Here is a 12,968-nt window from a genome sequence, read left to right as displayed (position 1 = left end):
CCATGAAGAAATATATTTTCCTTTTCCTAAGTTTCTTTGCGCTTTCGGCAACTGCACAAGTAAAAGAACCTTTAAAGTTGTGGTACACCGCTCCCGCGAAAATCTGGGAAGAAGCCTTGGCCTTGGGAAATGGTAAAAATGGAGCCATGGTTTTTGGCAGGGTAAATCGAGAAAGAATCCAGTTGAACAATGCTACGCTTTGGTCGGGCTACCCCGATGCGGGAAATAACCCGAAGGGTGTAGAAGCTTTGCCACAAGTGAGGAAGGCAATTTTTGAAGGCGATTATGGCAAAGCGGCCACCTTATGGAAACAGAATTTACAGGGAACCTATTCGGCAAGGTATTTAACCATGGCCGATCTTTTTCTAGACTTCGGCTTAGGCGATTCGACCACTACCAATTACAACAGAACATTAGATTTAAATACCGCAGTTCATTCCGTAACCTATAAAATAAACGGCATCAATTACAAACGCGAAACTTTGGTGAGTTATCCTGATAAAGTACTGGCGATTAGGATAACTGCCGATAAACAAAATGCCATCAGTTTTACGACGAGCCTAACCAGTAAACTACGCTATCAAACCGCCGCGGTGCAGTCCAATTATTTGGTTTTAAAAGGAAAAGCACCGAAACATGTAGCACACCGGGCTACCGAACCCCAACAAATTGTTTACGATGATAAGGAAGGGATGAATTTTGAGGTGCATCTCAAGCTCAAAAACGAGGGCGGAAGCGTAACCGCAAATGGCCGCGATATCAAGGTTTCGAAAGCTAATGCTGTAACCATTTATTTGACGAGTGGCACCAGTTTCAATGGTTTTGATAAATCGCCAGGCTTGGCAGGAGTAGATCCCGCCATTGAGGCCAAAGCCAATTTGAAAAATGCGGAAGCCAAGTCTTTCGCAACGCTAAAAGCAGCACATCTGGCCGATTATCAAAAACTCTTCAACAGGGTAAGTTTTAACTTGCAGGCCGACCCAGCATTGGTTAAATTGCCTACAAATATTCGCTTATCCAGACAAGGGCAAAACGGAAATGACCAAGGTTTGCAAACCTTATATTATCAGTTTGGTCGCTACTTGATGATTGCCAGCTCGCGACAAGGTGGTCAAGCCACCAATTTACAAGGCATTTGGAACGATGCCGTGCAGCCACCATGGGGAAGCAATTATACGGTAAACGCCAATACGCAGATGAATTATTGGCTGGCCGAAAATACCAATCTCTCAGAACTGCACCAGCCTTTGTTCGATTTTATTGCTCGGTTGGCTAAAAACGGAGCAGTTACGGCCAAAGTAAATTATGGAATTAATCAAGGTTGGGTAGTACATCACAACAGCGACATCTGGGCAAAAACATCACCGAGTGGGGGCTATGATTGGGATCCTAAATCGGCAGCTCGTTGGTCGGCTTGGCCTATGGGGGGCGCTTGGCTGAGTACCCATTTGTACGAGCATTATCTTTTTACCGGCGATAAAATTTTCTTAAAAGAGAAAAGTTATCCTTTAATGAAAGGTGCGGCTGAGTTTATGCTCCATTGGCTGGTTGAAGATAAAAATGGTTATTTGGTTACCAATCCATCAACTTCGCCCGAAAATGTGTTTAATGTTAACGGCAGAGACTACGAAATGAGTATGGCCAGCACGATGGACATGAGTATTATCAAAGAGCTTTTTGCCGACTGCATTGCAGCTGCAGAAGCCCTAAATATCGATAAAGAATTTGTTGCCAAGCTGGTTAAAGCAAAAGCAAAATTATACCCTTACCAAATTGGACAATATGGGCAATTGCAAGAATGGTTTAATGATTTGGATAACCCAAAAGATACGCACAGGCATTTGTCGCATTTGTTTGGTTTATATCCTGGTCAACAAATCGACCCCTTAAATACACCAGAATTGGCGGCAGCGGCCAAACAATCCTTAATTTATAGGGGCGATGTGAGTACGGGCTGGTCTATGGCCTGGAAAATCAATTGGTGGGCAAGGTTGTTGGATGGAGATCATTCGCTAAAGATTTTGAAAGCGGGTTTAACCTTAATCGATCCAGCCAAAACCGTCGAACCCGTTACGCCTACAAACCCGCAGGCTCAATTAACCAATGTGCAAATGAGCGGGGGCGGTACTTACCCCAATATGTTCGACGCGCATCCCCCATTTCAGATCGATGGCAACTTTGGCGCTACTGCTGGCATTACCGAAATGTTGTTGCAAAGCCACAATGGGGAACTGTACTTATTGCCGGCCTTACCTAACGAATGGACAATGGGTTCTATTAACGGCATTAAAGCCAGAGGCAACTTTACGGTAAACATCAACTGGAAAGACAATAAATTAACCCACGCCATAATTACATCGAATATTGGCGGCAATTGCAGGTTAAGGACAAACTTTCCAGTAAAAATAGTAGAAACGGCATCGCACAATGCAACAAACTTAAGCCCCGATCATAAAACAGGTGAATTTAAACAAAACGGCAATACCAAGCTGCTGGAATTACCTGTGGCAAAAAGCTATGTGATTGATTTCAATACGCTTAAAGGCCGTTCGTATACTGTTGTGCCGTTGTAACCCCTTGCCTACCACAGGCAGGCTTGGCTTCGCTATAGATGACAAAACCACCAATAGAACATTTGAATCGTTAAGGCATTAAGAAAAATAAGCTTGAACTCGCCTACGTGCTAATGGCCTTAATTTCTTAATGGTAAAAATCGTTGGATTAAACAAAACGGCAACGCCAAGCTGTTGGAATTACCTGTGGCAAAAAGCTATGTGATTGATTTCGATATGCTTAAAGGCCGTTCGTATACTGTTGTGTCGTTGTAATCTCCCTGCCTACCACAGGCAGGCTTTGCTTCGCTATGGATGACAAAATCACCAATAGAACATTTGAACCGTTAAGGCATTAAGAAAAATAAGCTTGAACTCGCCTACGCGCTAATGGCCTTAATTTCTTAATGGTAAAAATCGTTGGATGACAATTCAACTAAATACCCCCAATATCTTTAATTCGCCTTTAATACATGCCAATTTAGTTGAATAAAGTGCATAGCAGAGGGATTGAAAAGCAGCTAAAAATCCTTTACTTGCTTATTGTTATATTGACCAACCAAATGTATAAACCTGTACCCAAAGCTAAAAGCATCATCCTCTGTGTTGTGCTTTTTTTTGCAACGATTTTTAATTCAAAGGCACAAGAAATAACCTGGACGCAAATTGAGCCGGGCGTATGGAAGGGCGTATTTGGAAAGCCAGAAGCCTACGATTTGCTCAAAGCATCAGGCGCTCAGCCCAACCACGAATCATTAGCCAAATTAGGCACTGTGCCTTTTCCTTTTGCAAAGCAGCCAATCATCGCGCAATTGAACGATGGCAAAACTTATCTGCGCATCCCGTTAGATAAAACCGAACAGTTGTATGGCTTTGGACTGAATTTTCAAACCGTACACCAACGCGGCAAAATACTAGAACTGCATGTAGACCATTATGGAGGCAAGGACAATGGGCGTACGCATGCACCAACCCCTTTTTATGTGTCGTCAAATGGTTATGGAGTTTTCATCAACTCGGCCAGGTACATTAAGGTGTGGACAGGTACAGGCATGCGAAAAGACAGTCCCAATTTTCCGACACCTAAGGACAGAAACTCGGATAAAGGCTGGTCGTCTCGAAACAACGGCGATGAAGTAGAAATTTTAGTGCCCGCTGCAGGAGTTGAATTTTATGTGTTTGGTGGTCCGAATACTTTAGCTGCGATTAAAAGATACAACCTTTTTAACGGTGGTGGTTATCTGCCTCCGCGTTGGGGCTTGGGCTTTACACAACGCGTAATGACCCGCTCTACAGCTGCCGATGTAGAGAAAGAAGTAAACAGTTTTGAAGAAAAAGGCTACCCTTTAGATTTTGTAGGCTTGGAGCCAGGCTGGCAGAGCAAGGCTTATCCGGGTACTTTCTCTTGGGATAAAAACCGGTTTGCCGAGCCAGCCAGTTTTGCCAAAAGCATGTTGGCCAAAGGCATTAGGCTCAATTTGTGGATCAATCCTTACGTATCGCCAGATGCACCATTTTATAAAGAAATTAGGCCTTTAACAGGTTCGCATACCGTTTGGCTGGGCGCTGTTCCAGATTTTACGATGCCCAAAGCCCAAGAGCTTTTCTTTGGTCAACTGAAAAAAGACCAAGTAGATATTGGCATTAGTGGCTATAAAATTGACGAAGTTGATGGCTACGATCACTATTTATGGCCAGATGTAGCCACTTTCCCATCGGGGATCAGTGCCGAGCAGATGCGTCAAACTTACGGATTGCTTATGCAACGCTACTCAGCGGCCCTATTCAAAAATATGAACAAGCGTACATTTGGTTTGGTAAGAGCATCTAACGGCGGGGGGACTTCATTTCCTTATGTAATCTACAACGATTACTATAACCATGAAGATTTTATCACTGCACTCATTAACAGCGGATTTGCTGGAGTGTTGTGGACCCCCGAAGTTAGGGCTTCTAAAACCGGAGAAGAATGGTTGAGGAGGTTTCAATCGAATGTTTTTTCGCCTATGGCCATGATCAATGCCTGGGCTAGCGGCACCAAGCCGTGGACCTACCCCGATGTGGAAAAACAAGTGAAAGAGTTTGCGCTTTTAAGGATGCGAATGATGCCATATTGGTATACCGAATTTGCCAAATACCATTTCGAAGGCACGCCACCTTTTAGGGCGATGAACTTGGAAGAAGGCTTTAAACAAGAGGCTAAGGTTGAGAAAGCCAATGCCAATTTAGAAGAAAACCCTTATGCAGAAGCTACTTCAAAAGAAATCAAAGACCAGTATATGGCTGGCGAGTACCTGCTGGTAGCGCCAATGTTTACCGGCCAAACTCAACGAAAAGTGATTTTGCCAAAGGGAAAATGGTACGATTTTTACACTGGGGCCTTTGTGGGCGATGGACAAGTAATTACGGTTACACCAGGCTTGGATAAAATACCTGTTTACGTAAAGGACGGAGGGATTATCCCGATGATGCCAGCTTTATTACATGCACCAAAACCGGGTGAAAAAGTAGATTTGGAAATCCGCCATTACGGTGAAAAAGCTGGCGAATACAATTTATACGACGACGATGGAGAAACCTTCGATTTTGAAAAAGGGCAACTGTCGTGGCGCAAAATAAAAATAGAACGCCTTGCAAACGGACAATTAAAAGGAAGCATCGGCGTTGCAGAAAAAGGCAAACCGAATAATATTGGCAAGGTAAGTTTCACATTTATGACCAAATAAGCATGAAAAGGCTATTCAATATTGTTTTCTTGTTGCTGCTCGCAGCGCCGATGGCTTGGGCGCAAAATGGCGATGAGGATAAGGAGATGTTCAACCAATCTAAAAACCGCGATCAAAAAGCAATTGATGAGGCGGTAAATACCTGGTGGACTGCCTCGATGAAAACGCATGAACAACGCATTCAATGGTGGCGCGATGCCAAATTTGGCATGTTCATCCACTGGGGCGTTTATTCTTTGCCAGCGGGCGAATGGAAAGGCAAGAAAGTAGGCGGCTATGCAGAACACCTGATGCGCAAGGAAAAGATTTCAAAAAAAGACTATTTGGATGTGGCCCATCAGTTTAATCCGGTACTGTTTGATGCCGATAAATGGATTTTAGACGCCAAGAAAGCTGGAATGAATTACTTTATCATCACGGCCAAACACCATGACGGCTTTGCGATGTATGATACGAAAGTATCAAATTTCGATATCATGGATCAAACCCCATTTAAAAGAGATCCGATGGCCGAGTTGGCCGCTGCGGCGAAAAGGCACGGCATGAAATTCGGGTTTTACTATTCGCATGCCTTCGATTGGGAGGATCCCAATGCACCGGGCAACGACTGGGAATATAAAAATCCGGGAGGAGATTTAGGCTTGTATGGTGGGGTAAACTGGTATGTAGAGCATCCTGAATTATTGCCAAAAGCAGTGAAATATGTAGATGAGAAGGCAATTCCGCAAATCAAGGAACTGCTCACCAAATATCATCCAGACATTTTATGGTTTGATACGCCTCAAAAATTGCCGCTTTCTGAGAACATCAGAATTTTAAAAGCCATTCGGGAAACCGATCCCAATGTGGTGGTAAACGGCCGCTTGGTAAGAAATGCCAGCGCCAACTTTGGCGATTATAAAAACACTGCCGATAGGCCTGCCGAATTTTTTCCAGTAGACGGAGATTGGGAAGCCATTCCAACGACCAACGAATCATACGGCTACAGTAAATACGACGATTCGCATAAACCAGCCAGCTTTTTTATTCAGTTGTTGGCCAAAGCGGCCTCGAGAAATGGCAACCTGCTGTTAAACATCGGGCCAAAAGGCGATGGCGCTTTCGATAGCAAGGACCTGCAAATTTTAGGTGGTATTGAGAAATGGATAGCCAAAAACTCGGAAAGCATTTACAAAACCCGTCAAAGCAAAATGCCTCTGCAAAGCTGGGGGGTAACCAGCCAAAATGGAAACAACCTGTATTTGCATGTGTTCAATTGGCCAAAAGACGGAAAATTGTATGTAGGTGGCTTAAAATCTAAAATTGATAAGGCCTATCTGCTCACCGATTCTAAAAAAGCCAAACTGGCTACTCAAACTATTAACGATACCGATTTCTATATCAATGTGCCTGCCAAAGCACCAGATACGGCCAATACTGTAATTGTGCTGGCGCTGAATGGCCCTATCAAAACAGACAGCACACGTTATGTAGCCAATAATGTATCGCCAACGAGGCTTTTGGCCTTCGATGCCGAATTAAGCAAAGGCTTTAAATTTGGCGATGGCAAAACCGATCGCTATTATGTAGAAAACTGGACCAAAAAAGACCAAACCGTACAATGGGCTTTCAGAACAAGTACCCCACAAAAATTTAAACTTGTTCTTAAATATTTGGCCAACAAAGACAGCGGAGGCAGCTTTGTTTTTAAAATAGACCAGCAAGAAATTAAACAAGATGTACTGATTGGCAATAATGTAGTGCTTACCCAAAGCGTAACCGAAGTACAGTTAGACAAAGGTGTACACCATATTGCCATAGTTCCGAATACCATGGCAAAAACCGAACTGATGAAACTCTTAGAAGTACAATTGGTTCCTATAAATTGATGATGAAGACGATTAAATACCTAGCGAGTTCCCTTATTTTATTGGCCGTACAGCATGCTGTTTATGCGCAAAAAGTTGATGTACCCAAAGCATTTGCACAGGCTGCCTCTCAAACTACATTAATGTTGCAAGAGATAGAAAAAGCCAAAGACCTAAGTAAGCCAGAACTGGTTTCGCCAAGAACTTTGGATAATGGGAACCTGAAATTGGTAGCTACCAGAGATTGGACAAGCGGCTTTTTTCCGGGCGTGCTTTGGTATTTGGATGAATATTATCAAACCGAGCAATGGAAATCGGCTGCCAGAAAATTCACCACTTTCATGGAGAAAGAAAAAACCAATGGCACCACACACGACATGGGTTTCAAGGTTTTTTGCAGCGTAGGCAATGCCTTTAGGTTAACGAACGACGCGCACGATAAGGAAGTGATCATCCAATCGGCCAAAACCCTGGCTACCCGTTTCAATCCTAAAACCGGCGTCATCTTATCATGGGATCATAGCCGTGATAAATGGGTAAACCCGGTGATTATCGATAACATGATGAACTTGGAGCTGTTGTTCGAAGCGACCAAACTAACAGGTGATTCGTCTTTCTATAAAATTGCGGTGAGCCATGCCAATACGACTATGAAGAATCATTTCCGCCCCGATTACAGTTCTTACCACGTGGTAGATTACGATCCGCAAACCGGTGCCATATTGAAAAAAACAACACACCAAGGTTACAGCAATTCGTCGGCTTGGGCCCGTGGGCAGGCATGGGGCCTGTATGGCTATACCATGTGCTATCGCTATACCAAGAATCCAGCTTATTTAAAGCAGGCTGAAAATATTGCCAAGTTCATCTTCGATAACCCACACATGCCCAAAGATTTGGTGCCTTACTGGGATTTCGATGCACCTCAAATTCCTAACGAACCTAGAGATGCCTCGGCCGCTGCGGTCATTGCTTCAGGCTTATACGAATTGAGTAAGTACAGCAAACAGGGCAAGGATTACTACCAGAAAGCCAATCGGATTTTGAATAGCCTAAGCACGCAATACCTCGCGCCTGCAGGCACGGCCAAAGGATTTATCCTGTTGCACAGCACAGGTTCGAAACCATCGAACAGCGAGGTTGACGTGCCTTTAAGCTATGGCGATTATTATTACCTCGAAGCCTTATTACGCTACAAAAACTACAAAACAAAAACCTATTAAACCTTTAAAATATTATCATCATGCGTGTTAAATTTCTATTTCTTGTCACTGTTCTCAGCTGCTTTTACAGCTTCAGCCATGCGCAGCAAAAAACTGCCCACGACCAAAAAATGGAGTGGTGGCGCGAAGCCCGCTTCGGTATGTTTATCCACTTTGGCGTATATGCACAAATGGCCGGCGAGTACAATGGCCATCAACAGGCCAGGGGCGGGGCAGAGTGGATCATGAACCGCATGAAAGTGCCAGTTGCCGAATATAAAGCAATGGCCAAACAATTTAACCCGGTAAAATTTAATGCCGATGAATGGGTAAGAATGGCTAAAGATGCCGGCATGAAATACATGATCATTACCGCCAAGCACCATGATGGTTTTGCCCTGTTTGATTCGAAAGCAAGCGATTGGGATATTACAGACGCTACAGCTTATAAAAAAGACTTGCTAAAGCCTTTGGCCGCCGCTTGTAAGAAATATGGCATCAGGTTAGGATTTTATTACTCGCAAGCCCAAGATTGGGGCAATGCGGGTGGTGCAGTAGCCAGAAAGGTAATGGCCGAAGGTTGGCCAAATCCAGACAGCACCAAAATCAATGCTTATACCGAAGCGCATAAAGGCCATTGGGATCCTGCGCAAGAAACTTCAACTTTTGATCAGTATATAGATCGCGTTGCTGTACCGCAGGTAAAAGAATTGATGAGCAATTATGGTGATGTGGCCGTTTTATGGTGGGACACGCCAACCAATATGACGGACGAAGCCGCCAAAAAACTACAGGACCAATTAAAGTTGCAACCTAACATCATTACCAACGATAGGTTAAAACGCCCCAACTTTCCGGGTGATACCAAAACACCCGAACAAAAAATACCAAACTTGAGCGAACTAGACGGCAAGGATTGGGAAACCTGTATGACCATGAACGGTACTTGGGGCTTTAGAAATTCGGATACAAAATGGAAATCGTCACCTACGTTGATTCACAACCTGATAGACATTGCCTCAAAAGGAGGAAACTATTTGTTAAACGTAGGTCCAAAACCTGATGGTTCTTTCCCAGAAGCCAGTGTAGAGCGCTTAAAAGATTTGGGTGCCTGGATGAAAATATACAGCGAAGCGATTTATGCTACGCAAGCTAGCCCAATTCCAACGCAAACCTGGGGCAGGGTAACCAGAAAAGATCATGCGAATGGTACAACCACTTTGTATTTGTCGGTATTCGAATGGCCTAAGAACGGCGAATTGGTGGTTAAAGGATTAGCTAACGAAGTGGTGTCTGCACAATTGCTGAACAATAAAAACAAGGTAAACTTTAATAAAACTGCAGACGAAGTAACGATCAAGTTGCCTGCTAGCGTACCAAATGAAGTAGCCAGCGTAATCAAGTTAGAAGTAAAAGGCAAAATGCAAACCTGGTTTGGAGAAGGTGGCAAAGAGAAAATGAAAACAGGAGCGATTGATTAGGTTAAGGTCCATAGTCTTTAGTCGATAGACCATAGTTTACAGGCATCATACTGTTTCCCTCGTAGGAGGGGTTAGCGGAGGAAAGTAACAAACATTTCCTCCGTTTTTGATTCCGTCACTTGTTTGGCATCTTTTTTACGCGCCATCCTGGACGCAATGCGGGTTTCTTTTTAAGCTAACTACAAAAGACCACGAAGCTTTTGTTCTTTGCGAAATCGTTGCGCCGCCAGTCTGCCGGTAGGCATGTATAGGATTAAGCATACTAATGAACCAATAAACTAATTCCTTTTCTGCCTGTCTTGTAGTTGCGCCAAATACAGCGAAGCTGGCTTAATACCTGTTTGGTTCTGGTTTTCCCAAACACCATCAGGCCTGCCTTTAAACCGGCCATCGTATTTGTCGCCCTGTGTACCAAAGCTGTAGTTCTGGCCATTTGCCCAAGGACTTTGTACCGCTGCCCTTTTTACCTTGCAGTTCCATAAAACCTGCGTTACGCCGGCCCAACCATGTCCGCTGCCCCAGTTGCCACGATCCTGCACATTGATTTCGCCATCGGTTTGAATGTTGTCGTACAAGGTTCCTGCTGCCCAACGGTGGTGCGGACCAATGTCTGCATGGGTTCTGATCGCTTTGCACTGCGTAAAAACATTCGGCCCCAAGGTTTTCGATCCGGTTACGTAATCGTGCCTTGCATCGGTCGATTCTAAATTCATGAACAAATTCAACTGTCCATCATTGTTAAACGAATACCTTCTCCCACCAGTAATTACCGATTTGGCATCTAAACACTTCGAATCTTTAACCGTAATTTGTTTCGAAGTGGCCTTAATGCTCACGGCCGCATAACCGAAATACTTGGTGGTAATGTTTTTCGCCCAGCCATCCTGAACTTTGCTGTATTCTACCCCAACCCAGCCATGGTCTTCGTCGGTATCATTGGCATATTCAGATTCGAGGTATATATTTTCGATGCCCACTTCGTTTATTCTGCCCTCAAAAGAAGCTTTGTAAACTTCGGCACCTCCATATTTTTGCTCCATTTCCATCACTATCGGATTGTCGAGCGTAATTTTATGGCCTTCTATCTTGATAATGCGCCTTTCGAATTCTAGGTTGTATTCTTTGGCCTGCCATTGCTTGGTGCCATCGCGGGCTTCAATCTGGTCCATTTTCAGGTCTTTGATCCACTGATCGGTACCCGGTCTGTATACTACAATATTATCGCCCACCTTAAATTTGCTCGCATCAGTTAGCGTAAGCGAAAAAGTGCCAACAGGTACGAATTGATCGGCTACCTGCACCCTGGTACCTTTGATTGCGCTCAAGGCCCCGTCGCCACCAAAAACAACCAAGGACCTTTGGCCTTTGCCAGTGGCAATCAGTTTGGTAGCATTTTCTCCTTCGCCCCTTAATACGATGCCGCTTTTGTTGATGTGCAAAGTGCCCGCAATTTTATAGGTGCCCTTTTTGAGCAGGATCGCACCGCGAAAGCCGTCTTTTAAAGGCATTTGAGACACCTCGTCTATCGCATTTTGCAACAACTGCCCACTATCTCCGCTTTCGTTTGCGCTAACGGTTTTTACCACGGTTACAGCTGGAATAGCTTTATCGCCCTGATGATAACCCACATGGCTAAAATCGGGAATGGTATTCCCCTTTGCATCGGGAAGGTACTTTAAGGAGCCATCGGCATTTACCCTGATGTATTTCGATTCTTCCAGTTTTTTTACCACCGTTTTAATCGATAGGCATACAAAAAGGGCAGTACTTAAAAATAAAATGTTCTTGATCATGATTAAATAGGCTAAAACTAAATGTAGCCAGAACTCATCTTAAATAGTTATTAAATATTGGCAAATGCGTATGTAATTTTACCCTTGAGATTTAGCAAATTCAATCGCATGTACATTCCTTTCGTCGCTCCAATGCTTTTGATGCTAAAATTGCTGATTGAGTAGCCAATCCGATAAACAATCGGCACAGGCAATTTTTGTTTATTGCATTAACCAAATCACAACAAACATGAAAAGATTTATTCTTGTAATCTTCGGACTAATATTGGCCTGCTCAGGCATCAGCTTTGCTCAAACCGCAAATTTAACCTCATGGCCCAAAGGCGCTTCGCCACAAGAAGTGGGCAAGCGAGTAGCCGCAAGGTTCGTAGCTACGCCACATACCAATTTTAATAGGCCAACACCGCCATCGGTTTTTACCTATCCAGAAAGCTGTACCTGGTATGGTGCATTAAAATTTTCGAAAGCTACTAACGATGAAGCCTTGAAAGACGATCTGATCAAAAGGTTCGAACCTGTATTTACTACCGAAGCCAAAATGGTACCCCCGGTAACCAATGTGGATTGGGCCGTATTTGGATCGGTGCCTTTGCAATTATATATCCAAACAAAAGATAAAAGGTATTTAGAATTAGGCCAGGGCATTGCCGATAAACAATGGGCCAAGCCAGATGCTGGAGTGAAAGTAAAACCAGAACAGCTAGAAGCCTTCGAAAAGGGCTACTCATGGCATACACGTATGTGGATTGACGATATGTTTATGATCACCGCTTTGCAGACCCAGGCCTACAGGGCTACTGGCGATGTAAAATACATCAACAGGGCAGCCAAAGAGATGGTACTATACCTTGATTCATTACAAAAACCAAACGGCTTGTTCTACCATGCGCCCGATGTACCTTACTTTTGGGGCAGGGGCGATGGCTGGATGGCTGCCGGTATGGCCGAAATCTTGAGTTCGTTGCCAGAAAACAATCCAGATCGTGCCCGCATTATGAAGGGCTACAAAACCATGATGGCCTCGCTGTTGAAATACCAGGCACCATCGGGCTTATGGCGACAATTAATCGATGAACCTGGTTCGTGGGAAGAAAGTTCATCGACAGGAATGTTTACCTATGCCATGGTAGTAGGTGTTAAAAAAGGCTGGCTGGACAAAAAAGCTTATATGCCTGCGGCGCGCAAAGCATGGTTGGGTTTGGTTTCTTATATCGACGAAAATGCCGATATCAAAGAAGTATGCGAAGGCACCAACAAGAAAAACGACAAACAATATTATTTAGATAGAAAAAGGGTAGTGGGCGATTTGCACGGACAGGCACCAATTTTATGGACGGCAGCAGCATTAATCAGCAATTAATCCGATA

7 protein-coding genes are annotated in these 12,968 nt (G+C 44.0%); 6 read left to right on the top strand and 1 reads right to left on the bottom strand.

What is annotated here, in order from left to right:
* The first annotated feature begins 2 nt into the window (after positions 1–2).
* The 5 genes from VRU48_RS09165 (at position 3) to VRU48_RS09145 (ending at position 9,808) form a co-directional block, all read left to right on the top strand.
* Complete coding sequence (locus VRU48_RS09165; RefSeq protein ID WP_330107623.1) at positions 3–2,573, top strand: glycoside hydrolase family 95 protein; 2,571 nt, start codon at positions 3–5, stop codon at positions 2,571–2,573.
* Positions 2,574–3,115: 542 nt separating this feature from the next.
* Positions 3,116–5,278, top strand: coding sequence for a glycoside hydrolase family 31 protein (locus VRU48_RS09160; protein WP_330107622.1), 2,163 nt, complete (start codon positions 3,116–3,118; stop codon positions 5,276–5,278).
* 2 nt (positions 5,279–5,280) lie between these two features.
* Positions 5,281–7,146 carry an alpha-L-fucosidase gene (locus VRU48_RS09155; protein ID WP_330107621.1) on the top strand — a complete coding sequence of 622 codons (1,866 nt, stop codon included), beginning with the start codon at positions 5,281–5,283 and terminating at the stop codon, positions 7,144–7,146.
* A 2-nt stretch (positions 7,147–7,148) separates the two neighbouring features.
* Positions 7,149–8,348, top strand: coding sequence for a glycoside hydrolase family 88 protein (locus VRU48_RS09150; RefSeq protein ID WP_330107760.1), 1,200 nt, complete (start codon positions 7,149–7,151; stop codon positions 8,346–8,348).
* A gap of 20 nt (positions 8,349–8,368) precedes the next feature.
* Positions 8,369–9,808: an alpha-L-fucosidase gene (locus tag VRU48_RS09145; RefSeq protein WP_330107620.1), complete on the top strand. Its 1,440-nt coding sequence runs from the start codon at positions 8,369–8,371 to the stop codon at positions 9,806–9,808.
* A gap of 278 nt (positions 9,809–10,086) precedes the next feature.
* Here VRU48_RS09145 and VRU48_RS09140 read toward each other — a convergent pair whose 3' ends face one another.
* Entirely contained in the window at positions 10,087–11,601 is a 1,515-nt protein-coding gene (locus tag VRU48_RS09140; RefSeq protein ID WP_330107619.1) for a hypothetical protein, read from the bottom strand.
* A 229-nt stretch (positions 11,602–11,830) separates the two neighbouring features.
* Here VRU48_RS09140 and VRU48_RS09135 point away from each other — a divergent pair, with 229 nt between their 5' ends.
* Positions 11,831–12,961, top strand: a complete 1,131-nt coding sequence (locus VRU48_RS09135) for a glycoside hydrolase family 88/105 protein (RefSeq protein ID WP_330107618.1) — start codon at positions 11,831–11,833, stop codon at positions 12,959–12,961.
* Positions 12,962–12,968: the final 7 nt, after the last annotated feature.

It is taken from the genome of Pedobacter albus (assembly GCF_036324255.1).
Taxonomy (GTDB): Bacteria; Bacteroidota; Bacteroidia; order Sphingobacteriales; family Sphingobacteriaceae; genus Pedobacter; species Pedobacter albus.
Note: the sequence above shows the minus strand (reverse complement) of the source record. Positions and strands in the feature narration are given on the sequence as shown.

Coding starts and splice junctions, on each gene's coding strand:
- VRU48_RS09140 (WP_330107619.1), bottom strand. CDS start 11,601: ATGATCAAGAACATTTTATTTTTAAGTACTGCCCTTTTTGTATGCCTA.
- VRU48_RS09135 (WP_330107618.1), top strand. CDS start 11,831: ATGAAAAGATTTATTCTTGTAATCTTCGGACTAATATTGGCCTGCTCA.
- VRU48_RS09145 (WP_330107620.1), top strand. CDS start 8,369: ATGCGTGTTAAATTTCTATTTCTTGTCACTGTTCTCAGCTGCTTTTAC.
- VRU48_RS09150 (WP_330107760.1), top strand. CDS start 7,149: ATGAAGACGATTAAATACCTAGCGAGTTCCCTTATTTTATTGGCCGTA.
- VRU48_RS09165 (WP_330107623.1), top strand. CDS start 3: ATGAAGAAATATATTTTCCTTTTCCTAAGTTTCTTTGCGCTTTCGGCA.
- VRU48_RS09160 (WP_330107622.1), top strand. CDS start 3,116: ATGTATAAACCTGTACCCAAAGCTAAAAGCATCATCCTCTGTGTTGTG.
- VRU48_RS09155 (WP_330107621.1), top strand. CDS start 5,281: ATGAAAAGGCTATTCAATATTGTTTTCTTGTTGCTGCTCGCAGCGCCG.